The sequence below is a fragment of the Streptomyces bambusae genome (assembly GCF_019400985.1).
GTDB classification, from domain to species: Bacteria; Actinomycetota; Actinomycetes; order Streptomycetales; family Streptomycetaceae; genus Streptomyces; species Streptomyces bambusae_A.
The window spans coordinates 1-13400 of the sequence record NZ_WTFF01000067.1 but is presented as its reverse complement, the minus strand read 5'-3'; the positions used below and the strand labels follow the sequence as shown (position 1 = coordinate 13400).

The 13400-nt window shown below is 70.7% G+C and carries 14 protein-coding genes, 1 tRNA gene and 2 pseudogenes; 7 read left to right on the top strand and 10 right to left on the bottom strand.

The window, feature by feature from the left end:
* Nucleotides 1-141 precede the first annotated feature (141 nt).
* A complete protein-coding gene (locus tag GPJ59_RS12305; protein WP_219667099.1) occupies nucleotides 142-1530 on the bottom strand; it encodes an MFS transporter in 1389 nt (462 codons plus the stop codon).
* Nucleotide 1531: 1 nt separating this feature from the next.
* Entirely contained in the window at nucleotides 1532-2899 is a 1368-nt protein-coding gene (locus GPJ59_RS12300; RefSeq protein ID WP_219667097.1) for an NAD(P)-binding domain-containing protein, read from the bottom strand.
* A gap of 542 nt (nucleotides 2900-3441) precedes the next feature.
* Between GPJ59_RS12300 and GPJ59_RS12295 the strand changes: the two genes are divergently transcribed.
* Both GPJ59_RS12295 and GPJ59_RS12290 read left to right on the top strand, forming a co-directional pair.
* Nucleotides 3442-3810, top strand: coding sequence for an ArsR/SmtB family transcription factor (locus tag GPJ59_RS12295; protein ID WP_219667096.1), 369 nt, complete (start codon nucleotides 3442-3444; stop codon nucleotides 3808-3810).
* On the top strand, nucleotides 3807-4307 hold the full coding sequence (locus GPJ59_RS12290) for a GNAT family N-acetyltransferase (protein WP_219667093.1): 501 nt from the start codon (nucleotides 3807-3809) through the stop codon (nucleotides 4305-4307). The genes GPJ59_RS12295 and GPJ59_RS12290 overlap by 4 nt, the downstream gene beginning before the upstream one ends.
* 256 nt (nucleotides 4308-4563) lie before the next feature.
* Here GPJ59_RS12290 and GPJ59_RS12285 read toward each other — a convergent pair.
* The 3 genes and pseudogenes from GPJ59_RS12285 to GPJ59_RS12275 all read right to left on the bottom strand — a co-directional run bounded on the left by GPJ59_RS12285 (nucleotide 4564) and on the right by GPJ59_RS12275 (nucleotide 6766).
* Nucleotides 4564-5622 (bottom strand): annotated as a pseudogene (locus GPJ59_RS12285) (ArsO family NAD(P)H-dependent flavin-containing monooxygenase).
* Entirely contained in the window at nucleotides 5619-6401 is a 783-nt protein-coding gene (locus tag GPJ59_RS12280; protein WP_219667092.1) for an aquaporin, read from the bottom strand. The pseudogene GPJ59_RS12285 and the gene GPJ59_RS12280 overlap by 4 nt, the downstream one beginning before the upstream one ends.
* Nucleotides 6402-6451: 50 nt before the next feature.
* The gene (locus GPJ59_RS12275) at nucleotides 6452-6766 is read right to left on the bottom strand and encodes an ArsR/SmtB family transcription factor (protein ID WP_219667090.1); all 315 of its coding nucleotides are present in this window, start codon (nucleotides 6764-6766) and stop codon (nucleotides 6452-6454) included.
* A 106-nt stretch (nucleotides 6767-6872) separates the two neighbouring features.
* On the opposite strand from GPJ59_RS12275, the gene GPJ59_RS12270 reads away from it, so the two are divergent.
* Complete coding sequence (locus GPJ59_RS12270; RefSeq protein ID WP_219667087.1) at nucleotides 6873-7295, top strand: arsenate reductase ArsC; 423 nt, start codon at nucleotides 6873-6875, stop codon at nucleotides 7293-7295.
* Between the two features lie 141 nt (nucleotides 7296-7436).
* On the opposite strand, the gene GPJ59_RS12265 is transcribed toward GPJ59_RS12270, so the two are convergent.
* Complete coding sequence (locus GPJ59_RS12265; RefSeq protein WP_219667085.1) at nucleotides 7437-8060, bottom strand: DUF5753 domain-containing protein; 624 nt, start codon at nucleotides 8058-8060, stop codon at nucleotides 7437-7439.
* A gap of 310 nt (nucleotides 8061-8370) precedes the next feature.
* Here GPJ59_RS12265 and GPJ59_RS12260 point away from each other — a divergent pair, with 310 nt between their 5' ends.
* Entirely contained in the window at nucleotides 8371-8976 is a 606-nt protein-coding gene (locus tag GPJ59_RS12260) for a hypothetical protein (RefSeq protein ID WP_219667084.1), read from the top strand.
* Here the strand turns inward: GPJ59_RS12260 and GPJ59_RS12255 are convergent.
* Entirely contained in the window at nucleotides 8933-9553 is a 621-nt protein-coding gene (locus GPJ59_RS12255) for an SMI1/KNR4 family protein (RefSeq protein ID WP_219667083.1), read from the bottom strand. The genes GPJ59_RS12260 and GPJ59_RS12255 overlap by 44 nt on opposite strands.
* A gap of 286 nt (nucleotides 9554-9839) precedes the next feature.
* The gene (locus tag GPJ59_RS37335; protein ID WP_258024282.1) at nucleotides 9840-10235 is read right to left on the bottom strand and encodes a hypothetical protein; all 396 of its coding nucleotides are present in this window, start codon (nucleotides 10233-10235) and stop codon (nucleotides 9840-9842) included.
* A gap of 683 nt (nucleotides 10236-10918) precedes the next feature.
* On the opposite strand from GPJ59_RS37335, the pseudogene GPJ59_RS38885 reads away from it, so the two are divergent.
* Nucleotides 10919-11098: pseudogene (locus GPJ59_RS38885) on the top strand (AAA family ATPase); the annotation flags it as partial.
* A gap of 748 nt (nucleotides 11099-11846) precedes the next feature.
* On the opposite strand, the gene GPJ59_RS12245 reads toward GPJ59_RS38885, so the two are convergent.
* A complete protein-coding gene (locus tag GPJ59_RS12245) occupies nucleotides 11847-12008 on the bottom strand; it encodes a hypothetical protein (protein WP_219667081.1) in 162 nt (53 codons plus the stop codon).
* Between the two features lie 414 nt (nucleotides 12009-12422).
* Here GPJ59_RS12245 and GPJ59_RS12240 point away from each other — a divergent pair, with 414 nt between their 5' ends.
* Entirely contained in the window at nucleotides 12423-12794 is a 372-nt protein-coding gene (locus tag GPJ59_RS12240; protein WP_374200841.1) for a tyrosine-type recombinase/integrase, read from the top strand.
* 98 nt (nucleotides 12795-12892) lie between these two features.
* Here GPJ59_RS12240 and GPJ59_RS12235 read toward each other — a convergent pair.
* Nucleotides 12893-12966 (bottom strand) — tRNA-Pro (locus GPJ59_RS12235).
* Nucleotides 12967-13071: 105 nt separating this feature from the next.
* Here GPJ59_RS12235 and GPJ59_RS12230 point away from each other — a divergent pair.
* On the top strand, nucleotides 13072-13400 hold a 329-nt coding region (locus tag GPJ59_RS12230; protein WP_308120260.1), incomplete at its 3' end, for a DUF309 domain-containing protein.

Sequence of the window (13400 nt, the reverse complement as noted above, 5' to 3'; positions counted from 1 at the left end):
TGACGGGTGACCGTCACGACGCGGCCGGCTCGGCTCGCCGCATCCGGCGCGAGAAGATGACGGCTTGGTGGGGCCGCAATGCGCTGTGGGTCGCCATAGGCGGCTTTTTGCTGATGGTGGCGGTGTTCTTCCTGATTGCGCTCACCACCGACCCCGGCGGTGGCAGGCCGTGCCCGCCCGCCAATGTCTGTGGTTTCGTCCGTTGAGCTTGCCGAACCGGCCAAGCGAACCCGACCAGCTTGCTCGGCCCCTCCGTGACCTCGTGTCTGGATCCGCCAGGCACGCGAAGAAGCCGGCCGTCCCGCCAGCACGCCCTGGCACCTGTTCTGTGCGGGCCCCGAACGCCGTGACCGCGGCAGCGGTTGAAAGGACGGCCAGCAGTGCGAAGAGTGCGGGGTAACCGCCGAGGGGGCCGGCCAGGACTGCGCCGGCGAAGGGGGCGAGGGCAGCGGCTGCGTGGGCCGGTGCGCCGAGGAGGCCGGAGAGCCGGCCGTAATGGGTGGTGCCCCAGCGGTCGGTGACGGCGGTGGCTTGCAGGAGGGTGAGGTTGCCGCGGATCACCCCGGCGAAGACGGACATGGCGACGAGTACGGCGTACGGACCGCCCACGGCGGCGAGGGCTGCAGTGGTGAGGGCGCCGAGCGCGATCAGGGTGACGGTACGGGCGGTGACACCCAGGCGCCGGGCGAGGGTCGCGTACAGGGTCCGTCCGAGGGTCTGGCCGGCGCCGCCGAGGCCGAGGGCCCATGCGGCCTGGGTGGTGGTGCAGCCGCGTTCGATCAGGAGGGGGACGAGGCCGATGACGACGGCGTACATGGCGAACGCGGACAGGGTGAAGGTGACGGCCAGCGTCCAGAACGCGCGGCTGCGCACGACGTGTTCGTGCCCGCCGGTGACGTGCGGCGGGCTCGGAGGGGCCGGTGGCCAGGGGGCTTTGAGGGCGATTGCGTGGGCCGGGACGGTCAGCACCGCGAGGATTCCGGCAAGGACCGTGTAGGTGGCGCGCCAGGACATGTGGTCGGCGAGTATCGCGGTCAGAGGTGCAAAGACGGTGGAGGCGAGTCCGCCGGCGAGGGTGACGATGGTGAGTGCGCGGATGTGGTCGGGGGCCCACCAGCGGGTGAGGGCGGCGAAGGCGGGCTGGTAGAAGATGGCGGCCATCGCCGCTCCGGCGAGCAGCCATCCCACGAAAAAGGCGGGCAGGTTGGGGGCTGCGGCGATCACCAGCAGGCTCAGCGAAGCCAGGACGGAGCCTGCGGTCATGACAGTGCGGGGGCCGCGGTGATCCAGGACGCGGCCCACGTAGATCCCCGCTACGGCGGAGACGACGAGGGCGGCGGAGAACGCTGCGGTGGTCACGCCCGCGCTCCAGCCCGTGTCGGCGGTGATGGCCGGGTTCAAAACGGGGAAGGCGTAGTAGACAATGCCCCAGCTGGTGATCTGGGTGAGGCAGAGCGCGGGCAGGACGGCGCGTGGCCGCGACCGGACCCCCGTCCCGGTCGCGGCCACACCGCTTTGGAGGTTGCTCACCTCAGCAGCCGCCGCCGGAGGAAGCGGGCGCGGCACCGATGGTGAGGGTGGCCGGGGCGCCGCAGCACCCGCCGCCGGTCTCCTCGGCGGCTGCGGGGTCGTCGAAGAGGCCCGCGCCACCGCAGACTCCGGTCTCGGGGAGGGTGAGTTCGACGCGCTCGGCGGCTTCGCGGTCGCCGGCGAGGTGGGCGGCGATGGAGCGGACCTGCTCGTAGCCGGTCATGGCGAGGAAGGTCGGGGCGCGGCCGTAGGACTTCATGCCGACGAGGTAGACGTCCTTCTCCGGGTGGGAGAGCTCGTTCACGCCGTGCGGGTAGACCGTGCCGCAGGAGTGCTGGTTGGGGTCGATGAGCGGGGCCAGCTCGACCGGGGCCTGGAGGCGCTCGTCGAGAGCCAGGCGGAGTTCGTCCAGGAACGACAGGTCGGGGCGGAGGCCGGTGAGGACGATGACCTCGTCCACCGGGTCCAGGCGCCGGCCGTCCTCGCCGAAGAGGATCACACGGCCGTCTTCGGTGCGCTCGAAGGCGTCGGTACGGAAGCCGGTGACCGCGTCGGCGTAGCCGCCGTCGACGGCGGCCTTCGCTGCGAGACCGAGGGCGCCGCGCGCGGGGAGCTGGTCGGCCTCGCCGCCGCCGAAGGTGGAGCCGGAGATCCCACGGCGCAGGATCCACACCGCGTGCGTGCCCTGGCCGTCCTCGGACTTGGCGAGATCGGCGAGGTAGGCGAGGGCGGTGAAGGCGGAGGCGCCGGAGCCGATGACCGCGGTGCGCTTGCCCGCGTACCGGGCACGGACGGCGGGGTCCTTCAGGTCCGGGACGCGGTAGGTGACGCGGTCCGCGGCGGCCTTCTCGCCGAGGGCGGCGAGTCCGCTGCCGCCGGCGGGACTGGGGGTGGACCAGGTGCCGGAGGCGTCGATGACCGCGCGGGTCCGTACTCGGTGCTCGCGGCCGTCGGTGTTCTCGTAGTGGACGACGAAGGGCTGGGCCTCGCGGTCGGCGTCGACGATGCGGTCACGGCCGGTGCGGGAGACGCCGGTGACGCGGGCGTCGTAGCGCACCCGCTCTCCCAGGGCGTCGGCCAGGGGCTGGAGGTAGAGGTCGGCCCAGTCCCCGCCGGAGGGGTACGTGTCCTCGTCGGGCTTGACCCAGCCGGTCGGGGCGAGGAGCTTCTCGGCGGCCGGGTCGACGACCTCGCCCCAGCGGGAGAACAGCCGCACGTGGGCCCACTCGCGGACGGCGGATCCGGCGGTGGTTCCGGCTTCCAGGACGAGGGGTTCGAGGCCGCGGTCGACGAGGTGGGCGGCGGCCGCGAGTCCGGCGGGGCCGGCCCCGATGACGACGACGGGCAGCTCGGTGGTGTTCTCGCTCATGACAGGTCTCCGGGTCTTCCTACGGCGGGCGGACGGGGCAGGGCTTCGGGTGGTCAGCAGCAGCCGGCGCCGGTGGCGACGGCCTCGCGCCTGGACTGCGGGTCGCAGCAGGCGCCGGCGGCTTCCGCGCCTTCGCGGGTGCCACAGCACGGTGAGGCCTCAGCGGGAGCCACCTTTGTGGTGGGCGTGGCCGAGGCGGGGCCGCAACAGGAAGCCACCGCCTCGGCAGAGTTCGGGCTGGGGGCGACCGGCTCGTTCATGACGACGACTCCCTGGTGTTTCGACGTTTGTCTATGGCTTACGGCGATCAGCATGGCACCTGTATCGATAAACGTCAACATAGACAACCATCTAATTGGTGGGAGCCGCTGTGGAGCACGTGCAAGCTGTCGTCATCGGAGGCGGGCAGTCGGGGCCGGCGTCCGCAGCCCTGCGCGGCGTGGGCCGGGACGCCATCCGGGCAGCGCGCCGCCTGACCGCCATCTGGCCCGCACTTGAAACACCCCCTGCCGCCCTAGTTCGACATGTGTCAACATAGACGTATGTCGAATGCGAAGGTACTGCCGCTCCTGGAGCCCGAAGCCGTCGCGCCCTGCTGCCCCCCGCTGACCGAGCGCCCCATGTCCGCGGACGAGGCGGAGGTCGCGGCGAAGATGTTCAAGGCCCTCGGCGACCCTGTCCGCCTGCGCCTGTTCTCCGCCGTCGCCTCCCACGAGGGCGGCGAGGCGTGCGTGTGCGACATCTCCGACGTCGGTGTCTCCCAGCCCACCGTCTCCCACCACCTCAAGAAGCTGAAGGAGGCCGGGCTGCTGTCCTCGGAACGCCGCGGTACGTGGGTCTACTACCGGGTCGAGCCGTCCGTGCTCGCCGCCATGGGCGCGCTGCTGGCCGGCGCCGCGAAGGCGGCGTGAGCGGAGTGCGGGTCGAGGAACTGCTCCCGGAGCATGCCGAGCAGGTACTGGGCATCTACCAGGCGGGGATCGACGAGGGCAACGCGACGTTCGAGACGGAGGCCCCTGACTGGGCCTCGTTCGACAAGGCCAAGCTGCCGGGGCACCGCTTCGTCGCCCTCGACGACGACGACGGCCGGGTGCTGGGCTGGGTGGCAGCCAGCGCGGTCTCCGACCGGTGCGCGTACGCGGGTGTGGTCGAGCACTCCGTGTACGTCCACCCTGACGCCCGCGGCCGCGGCGTCGCCCGAGCCCTCTTGGAAGCGCTGATCGCTTCCACGGAGGCGGTGGGGATCTGGACGATCCAGTCCGGGATCTTCCCCGAGAACACCGCCAGCCTCGCCCTGCATGCGCGGGCCGGGTTCAGGGTCATCGGCACACGCGAACGGATCGGCCGCCACCACGGGGTCTGGCGGGACGTGATCCTGCTGGAGCGCCGCAGCCCCGTCCTGACGTAAATCGACGTACGCCGGCACAAGTTCGCCAGGCAGCGGCGGCGGGGGCCGGGCAGGGCGGCCGCTGCTGTGGCTCAGAGGTCCCGACGAGTACCGGGCGGCGGCATCGGCGGTCATCCTCGACAAGGCGATGAGCCTCGTCGTGGTGCCGGTCGCGCTCCCCGGCGGATCGAGGCCTGCTCGTCTCCGCGTACAAGCCGGCCCGGCACGGCTGACTCGCCGGCCCTTCGGTTCCTTCTGCCCGCTGAGCGGGGCGGGGTCAGGTCAGCAGGTAGCGGATCTGCCGCGCGGCATCGCGGGCGGGGCGGCCGACGCCGATGAGGGTGGCGGAGGCGGGGCCGGTTCAGTCGCCGTAGCCGAGGAGGTGCAGGCGAGGTTCGTCCACGGCCTGGGTACCGGCCATGGTGACATGCCCGCGGGTGCCGCGCAGACGCAGGGCCGAGCAGGGGGCGAGTGCGGGTCGGAAGCCGGTGCACCAGATGACCGCGTCGACATCTGCGGCAGTGCCGTCTGCCCACTCCACGCCAGTCGGGGTGAGCCGACTGAACATCGGCGTCGCGGTCATGAGTCCGGCGTCGCGGGCGGCGCGTACGGGCGGGACGGCGACGATGTCGCCGAGGGATGCGACGCCGCCGGTGTCGGTGCGGCCTTCGTCCAGCGCGCGGCGGCGGGCAGTGGCGTGGTCGAAGAGGGCCCGGCCGTCGATGTCGTCGGCGAGGAAGCGGGGCGGGCGCTGGGTGACCCAGGTCAGCTCGAGCCCGGCGTGGGCGAGGTCGGCGGCGATCTGCGCTCCGGAGTTCCCGCCTCCCACGACGACCACCCGCCGGCCGGCGAACTCGGCGGGGCTCTTGTACTGCACCGTGTGGAGCTGGCGGCCCGCGAACTCCCGACGGCCGGGGACGGACGGGATGAAGGGGCGGGTCCAGGTGCCGGTGGCGCTGATGACCGCGCGGGCCTGCCAGTCGCCGCCGTCGGACTCCACGCGGAGGCGGTCGCCGTCGCGGTGGACCGCGGAGACCCACACCCCGCGCTGGACGGGCAGTTCGTACCGCTTCTCGTAGTCGGCGAGGTAGCCGACCACGTGGGCAGCGTCCGGGTAGAGCTCGCCTTCCTGGACCGGCATCAGCCTGCCTGGCAGGGACGAGTACTGGGCCGGGGAGAACAGGCGCAGGGAGTCCCAGGCGTGCTGCCAGGCCCCGCCGGGCGCCGTCCGGGCGTCGAGGATGACGTGCTCGATACCCAGACGGCGCAGGTGGTAGCCGGCGGCGAGCCCGGACTGGCCGCCGCCGATCACCACCACGTCGGTGCTCCGCGTCATGCCGCGGGCGTCCCGGAGTGGGTCCTGCCGGGCATGAAAACGACCGCCACCAACGCCAGACCCACAACGGCACCGATCAGCTGCATGGCGACGAAGCCGGGCACCGAGGACGGGGCGATGCCCGCGAACGTGTCGGTGAAGGCTCGGCCGATCGTGACGGCCGGGTTGGCGAAGGAGGTCGAGGAGGTGAACCAGTAAGCGGCGCCGATGTACGAGGCGACCGCGACCGGGGCGAAGCGGAGCCTGTCCGTACGCGCGAGGCCGAAGATGAGCAGGATCAGGCCCGCGGTGGCGACGACCTCGCCCAGGAGGAGGTTGCCGGCGGAGCGGTCGTGCTGCGACCACTTCACCAGCGGCTCGCCGAACATCGCGTCGGCGAGGATCGCGCCCGCGATCGCGCCGGCGATCTGCGAGGGCATGTAGACGGCGAGCTCGCGGGCGTTCACGCCGGCGCCGCCGCGGCGGGCGGTCCACCACTCGGCCAGGGTGACGGCCGGGTTGAAGTGGGCGCCGGAGACCGGCCCGAGGAGGGCGATCAGGACGCCGAGACCGAAGACGGTGGCGGTGGAGTTGGCCAGCAGTTGCAGCGCGACGTCGTCGGTGAGCTCGGCGGCCTGGATGCCGGAGCCGACCACGATCGCGACCAGGGCGGCGGTGCCGACCAGCTCGGCGGCCGCGCGGGCGATCAGCGGGGTACGGGGCGGTGTCGCGCCGGGCGCGGGCTGCGGCGGCGCGTCGGCGGCTGTGGCGTCGCTCACGGCGGGCTCGGTGGCGGTCAAGGCAGGTTCTCCTCGGGCAGGTGAGGCAGGGCGGACGAGGCCGCGAGGGCCTATGGGCAGGACCGCTTGAGGTTCGCTTCGGCGGTGGCTCGCGCGGTCCGGGCGAGATCGGCGAACTGACCGGCGAGGGCTTCGATGACTTCCGGGCGCAGGCGGTAGTAGATGTACCTCCCGCATGGCTCCGTATCCACGACCCCCGCTTCCCGCAGCACCTTCATGTGGTTGGAGAGGTTCGTCTGCTTCGCACCCGTCTCTTCCACGAGGTGGGTGGTGCAGAGCGTCTCGCGGGCGAGGAGGGTCACGATCTGGAGCCTGAGCGGGTCGGCCAGAACCCGGATCAGATCAGTGTCGACTGACGTCATCATCCGCTGATACTGTCACATCATCGAAGGCTGATACCAGCCCTGACTGAACCATGCCGCCGGATGACGGTGGCGACATAGCCGTGCCAGCCACCCCAAGGAAGAGCCGATGCCCGCGAACCCGCTCGCGTCCGTCCTGTTCGTCTGCATCCACAACGCAGGCCGCTCCCAGATGGCGGCCGGGTTCCTGCGCCACCTCGCGGGCGACCGCGTCGAGGTCCGCTCCGCCGGCTCGATGCCCGGGGACCAGATCAACCCCTCCGCAGTGGCCGCCATGGCCGAGCTGGGCATCGACATCTCCGACCAGACCCCGAAGGTCCTCACCCCCGAGGCCGCCCAGGCCTCCGACTACATCATCACCATGGGCTGCGGCGACGCCTGCCCGTACTTCCCCGGCAAGACCTACCTCGACTGGCAGCTCGAGGACCCGGCCGGCCAGGGCGTCGAAGCCGTCCGACCCATCCGGGACGAAATCAAGGCTCTGATCGAGGAGCTGATCGCCGAGATCGACGCACGGAAGCCGGCGAACTGACGCCGATCGGCCGACGGACGCCTCGCTGGGGACGGCAAGCCGTCGGCCAGGCGCACCTCGGGCAGGGTCTGGGTGATGCGCCACGGGCGACGGAACAGTTCACCACTACATCCTCGACGAGTGAACCCCATGAGTTTCTGATCAACAGCAGCGTCCGGCCGTCGCCATCACCGCCGTGATCAGGTCCCGTACAGGCTCGCCGTAGACAGCGGAGGGTTGGAGGAGTCCGAACGCCTTGCGGAACAAGGCAACCCGGCCCTCGTCCGTGATCGTCTCGGCCCCGCGGTACCCCTCTACCTCGACCCTGTTGCCATCGAAGATCGAGAACCCGCCACCTGGATGGACCAAGAGGCGGGCCTGGGCCGGGATGATCCCCAGGGTCAGGCCCGGCAGGTTCGTCGCGTCCAGTAGACGCTGAAGCTGGTCCTGCATGACCTCAGGGCCGCCGAGGTTGGTACGCAGCGCCTGTTCGCCGAGCAGGATGTGGAACGTCCGGCCGTCCTGACCGATGTACTGCGCGCGAGCCGTACGGGCAGCCACCCCTGCCTCGATGTCGTCCGGGGTGCCGTAGAAGTCCACGACGAGACGCAGTACGGCCGCCGCGTACCCCGGCGTCTGCAAGAGTCCCGAGACCAGGTCCGGGCTGTAGCCCACGTACGCTCGCGTGGTCCTGACAAGGTCCAGGAACGTCTGCTGTACCGGGCCCGTGCCCGTGCGGAGCAGGTCGTCCCAGCCTGGTGCCGCATCCGGCGGGGAAGTCGTCATGACTGCGATCGTGACACCGCGACGGGCCTCCGGGGCGGGGATGGCCCAAACTGCCCGTAAGACCGACTTGTCTTCACTTGCAGACCACCCAGCGGATTGCAGAGCCCTTGCTCTGGGCAGATCCGCGCCGGCCCTGGCGGGACAACGGCGGCAGCACGGCTTCGGGACGGCTGGTACGCGCACAAGTACGGAGGACGGGTGCTTCTGCGGACGCCGGCGATTCTCGCGAAGGGTTCTCGGTTGGCCCGTCTCCGCTACGGCGAGGTGCGCGCTGCGGTTCGCCGACCGCACCCGGGCCCGGCACGCGGCGGTGCACGCCCTGCTGGCCACGGGCCACAGCAAGCCCGCCGTCCAACGGCAGCTCGGCATGACCTACCGCACGGTCAAGGCCCTGGCCGACGCCGCGAACCCAGAGGAGCTCTTCCGGGGCCAGTGGCAGAACCGGCCGTCCGTCCTCGACGAGTACAAGCCCTACCTCGACGACCGCTGGAACGAGGGCCGCACCAACGCCTGGAAGCTCTGGGAGGAGATCGCCCCACTCGGTTACAAGGGGAGCTACCAGCGCGTCAGCGCCTACCTGCGGCAGAAGCGGACCGCACCGCGGGCGGTCACCGCGCAGCCGCCGTCGCCCCGCACCGTCGCCGGTTGGATTCTCCGGCGGCCCACGGCACTGTCCGAGGCCGAACAGCTCCAGCTCAAGACTGTCCTGGCCCAGTGCCCCGAGCTGGACGCCCTGACCCGGCACGTCCGCTCGTTCGCCGTAATGCTCACCGAGCGCCAGGGCGAACGGCTCCCGGAATGGCTCGACGCGGTCCGCCAGGACGACCTGCCCAGCCTGCACACCCTCGCCGCCGGCATCGACCGTGCTTTGCTCAGCGGGGGAACATGTCGGCGTAGGGATCCGGTTCGTTGGTGAAGGGATCCCGGCCGGCTTTCCACCGGATCTGCTGCTCGCGCCAGTGAACGAATTTTGGAGAGGTACTGCCCCAGAGCGAGGCGTCGCTCAGGGGGCACGCGGCGAGATCAGAGGTGAAGATTTGCAAGAGGAATCGGGCCATGCCGCAGTCGAACTGGGTCCAGCATTCGGCGGTGTGCCGGCCCCAGACCAGAACCGGCCAGCGGTCGGGATCGGGGTCAGTGGTGAGCCAGCACAGGAGATCAGGTCCGGATGTCTGGCCCCAGGGGAGGATGTGAGCGGGGTCAAGATCAGGGCGTCGTCGAACCGGGGTGTGCTCCCACGTCGCGCGGGCGCCCGAGACCTCGTCCTCGATGGCACCGGGATCCCACTGGATACCGTCCTGATGCAAAGGGAGGAAGACATTGAGCAGGTCGTCGATGCCTCCACCGCCGTAGAGCGACATGAACGCCTTGTAGTCGCTGGGTAGCCGGCAGTCCAGCTGGCCCTCAACCGAGGGCCAGTCCAGGGCCTCGTCGACTCCGAAGGTCGGGACCATGACCTGGGCCAGTGCTGCGATGTCCGGATGCTCAGTCATGGGCTCCCCCTTCGAGTCAGTCGGCTCAACCTAGCGGCTGGGGCGGACAACACGGCCGGCGGCTGCTGTCCTGGACCCGCGCCCCGGTCTCAAAGAACGGTAGTGGTACGGCGCCGGCAGGCAGGCCAAGCTCACGCGGAGTGGGTCCGGCCGGCGTCGGAACGTCGGCGAGCCGCTCAAGCAGACGGTCCAGGGCAGCTTGGCCGTCGTCTACGGCGGCGCGTTCGTCGTCGGTGAGCGGGATGGACACGGCCATCTTCTGCAAATTGCTTTTGGCTTCAAGGAGTTAGGATCTCGTGGATTCCTTCGGGGTGCAGAAGTCGCAGCGCGCGCAGGCCATGCGGTGCTGGCACTGCTCGAAGAAGGTGTAGCCGCAGTAGCCGTGTCCGAGGTCGTAGTGCTGCCAGGGTTCGCCGGCCGCGGCGGCGCCGGAGGCGACCGCGTCGCGGTCGACCAGGACCTCGATGGTGCGCACGTTGCGCTCGAAGTAGCCGGCTTCGGAGTAGGCCTTGGACAGAGTGTTGGGTGTGATCTTCGCGTAGTACTGGGTTGATTGCGGGGAGCGGTGTCCGAGCCAGGCCTGCAGCTCGAACAGGGTCATCGGTTCTTGGGCGTTGTAGAGCTGGCTGGTGATGTTGCCGCGGACGTCGGCGGCCGGGACTCCGGCCTTGCGGCAGAGCATCGGGATGATGGTGTTGTTGATGTAGCTGGTGGAGACGCGGCGGGCCCGGACGGCGAGTAGCGGGTCGACCAGCTCGCCGGTGCGGCGGTCGGTGAACTTCGGCTGGTCGGGGCGGGCGGCCTGCCAGGCGTCGACGGCCTGGCAAGAGGATCGGGTCGACCGGTTTGGTGAAGGCGGTGCCGGTCTTGTGGGTGGGGACGTCGAGCAGGCAGACCGCGTCGCGGGCCAGGACCTGCTGCGAGTCGCCGGCGATCGGTGCCCCGTCGTGCTGCCAGCGGATGCAGCCCACCTTCAGCCGGGCGATCTCGTTGCTGCGTTGCCCGGAGAACAGCCAGGTCAGTGTGACCGCGCGGACCAGTTCGAAGGGGTAGAAGTGCCCGGAGCGGGTCTGGGGCAGGTCGGCGGGTTCGAGGTTCAGGCCGGCCCACAGCAGTTTGGCCCAGATCTCGTCGGCGATCACCCTGGGGTCGGGGCCGAGGAGGGCGGTGATGCTGCGGGGCACGGCCAGCGCGCGCTGGGGGTCGAAGCGGCGGGGCAGCCACTCCCATTCCTGGCAGTCCCGGAAGAACGTCCGCAGTGCGGTGATCTGCCCTGCCTTGCTGGGCGCTTCCAGCGGCTTGCCGAGACGGTCGCCCAGCCCGATGGTGCACTGGACGTAGTCGCCGACCTTCATCCGGTCCAGTGCGGCGAGCCGGTTCAGCGTGCAAATCCAGATCGGCACGGACTATGAACTCGCCCTGGCGCTGGGGATCGATGCCCGGGTGGTCCGGGTCGCCCGACACCTCGCCCGCCAAGTCGAACTCGGCGAGCTGGGCCGGGCCCCCCAACTGCGAGAGCTGCTGAGCCTGCGCAGAAGCCAGGCGTCCTCCGCCGACGTCGGGCCGCGTGGCTCGGCTCATACACGTACCGGGCAGTCCTCCAAGTGGCGTGCCAGGGGCCGGAAGACGCGGGCGTGGTCGCAGCGGTAGCCGTCGCCGGCGCGCCCGGTGCAGGAATACTCCAGGGCGTTGCGGTGCCCACCCGGTGCGGAAGGTGGTCCAACGGCCGGCCGGAGCGGGTTCGTAGCGAGGCGGGACACGATCACCACGCCCCGCTCCCGAGTGCCCTGGGGAGACCACGGGAGGTCAGGATGGGCGCACCGGCCCGGGCCTGAGTGATCGGGGAGCGTCGGGGGTCAGGCTCCGCCGGCCGCCCCCGCGCGTCCTGTTCGGAGTCTCGCCCTCCATGATCGGCAGGCCGGTCGGCCGGCGAGGTACCCAGGCCGGATGCACGATGCCACTGCAGTACGCACCGAGGGCCGCGAGGAGCAGTTGCGTCTGCACCCGAACGGAAAGCCGAAGTCGATTCCCGCTGTGCCGGCCTGACCCGCGATTCCCCGGCCGGCTCAGCGCCCCGCCGAAGAAGCCGGCGACGGACGCCGGGCCGTCCGAGCGCAACTTCTCGCCACCCGTGCCGCGCCCATCTGGACACGGCGAGGCGAGGTTCCCGATGGCACGCTTGACCACCGGTTCATTACGGGGCAGAAGCCTCTGATCCCCAATGCCCGCCAGAGCGGACCAAGCCCAACAAGCAACCCCGGCTCATCGGGCAGTCTCTGCGTGCGCCCTCAGGTCAGCGCAGGCCATCCGTGTCGTCGGACTCTTCGCCGACCGGGAGTGGCCGATGGTCGTCCTCCGAGATCTCGCCATGGACGACCGAGGAGACCGCCCTGTCGTACGCCTCGTCGAGACCGTTCCCGCTTGTGCCGAGCATGGTTTCCCAGTCAATTCCCATACCTGCGATCCTATCCGAACTGCCCGACAGTCTTGGTGATTTGGGACACTGCGGCCGTGCAGCCGCACGGCCTGGAGCTACATCCGCCGACGGATGCACGGGCCCGTGGCCGACCGAAGGCCGACCAGGACGATGCGCCCCTCGACGCACGGATCCACACGACCGGCGTGAGCGGCGACGCGCTGCACGCGATGCTGCACCGGCACCTCGAGCGGCCGGGAAGGAACCGCCGGCATACGACTTGCACAGTCTGCGGGCTGGTCATGTCACCCAGATACGGCGGAACGACGCGAGCACCGAGGAGATCACGCAGGCCGGCCGGTGGCGGAAACCGGGACGGTGAACGTCTGCGACCGAAAGTTCGACCCGGCCGCCCGCGCTCGCAAAGTCCCACTGATCGAAGAGGTGCGGCCGATGGTCGCCCAACGGCTCTTGGCCGTCGGCAACGACCCTGATGCCCGAATCTTCTTCGGACCGCGCGGGGGACGCATCTCCACTGCGGTCCTGCGCGATGCCACGCACTGGGACGACATCGTCACCGAGCTCGGCTTCGAGCACCTCCGGCGGCACGACCTCCGCCACACCGGACTGACCTGGTTCGCCGACGCCGGCGTCCCGCTGCACGTGCTACGCAAGATCGCCGGACACGGCTCGCTGACCACCACCCAGCGCTACCTGCACCCCGACGCTGATCAGATAACGGCAGCTGGTGCCGCACTGTCTGCGCACCTCATGGTGCTCCGTGCACCTCGTTCACTGCCACTCACGGCAGTGGCCGCTGCCTGACCCGCTCGGACCGGAATGGTCCCCAACTGGTCCCCATAAACGATCTTGAGGCCGTATCGGATGCTTCCGATACGGCCTCTGACCTGCGTATTCGCAAGTCGGGACGACAGGATTTGAACCTGCGACCCCTTGACCCCCAGTCAAGTGCGCTACCAAGCTGCGCCACGTCCCGATGCGCCTTCACCTGGGCTTTCCCCGGGTGGCGGTGCAGGAAGAACATTACCGCACGTCGGAGGGTGCGCACGCACCGGTGGGGCGGGCGGGGGAGGATAGGGGTGTGGATGTGACGGGCGGCGGGGACCGGGACCGGGGGCAGGGGCGGGACCGGGACGCGGAAGGGCGGGCGCGGAGTGCGCGGCCGCGGGACGGGCTGGGGCGGCCGCTGCCCTACGGGGCGGAGGGCGTGGCGCGGCAGCCGGAGGGCGTGCTGCGCACGCCGGCCGAGACGGTGCGGGAGGCTCAGCGGCTGCTGGACGCGGGGATGCCGTTCCACGCGCACGAGGTGTTCGAGGACGCCTGGAAGTCCGGGCCCGCCGCCGAGGCCGAGCTGTGGCGCGGCCTCGCGCAGTTGGCGGTCGGGCTGACGCACGCCGCTCGGGGGAACGC

Coding starts and splice junctions, on each gene's coding strand:
- GPJ59_RS12300 (WP_219667097.1), bottom strand. CDS start 2,899: ATGAGCGAGAACACCACCGAGCTGCCCGTCGTCGTCATCGGGGCCGGC.
- GPJ59_RS12295 (WP_219667096.1), top strand. CDS start 3,442: ATGTCGAATGCGAAGGTACTGCCGCTCCTGGAGCCCGAAGCCGTCGCG.
- GPJ59_RS12275 (WP_219667090.1), bottom strand. CDS start 6,766: ATGATGACGTCAGTCGACACTGATCTGATCCGGGTTCTGGCCGACCCG.
- GPJ59_RS12270 (WP_219667087.1), top strand. CDS start 6,873: ATGCCCGCGAACCCGCTCGCGTCCGTCCTGTTCGTCTGCATCCACAAC.
- GPJ59_RS12265 (WP_219667085.1), bottom strand. CDS start 8,060: ATGACGACTTCCCCGCCGGATGCGGCACCAGGCTGGGACGACCTGCTC.
- GPJ59_RS12255 (WP_219667083.1), bottom strand. CDS start 9,553: ATGACTGAGCATCCGGACATCGCAGCACTGGCCCAGGTCATGGTCCCG.
- GPJ59_RS37335 (WP_258024282.1), bottom strand. CDS start 10,235: ATGCTCTGCCGCAAGGCCGGAGTCCCGGCCGCCGACGTCCGCGGCAAC.
- GPJ59_RS12245 (WP_219667081.1), bottom strand. CDS start 12,008: ATGGGAATTGACTGGGAAACCATGCTCGGCACAAGCGGGAACGGTCTC.
- GPJ59_RS12240 (WP_374200841.1), top strand. CDS start 12,423: ATGGTCGCCCAACGGCTCTTGGCCGTCGGCAACGACCCTGATGCCCGA.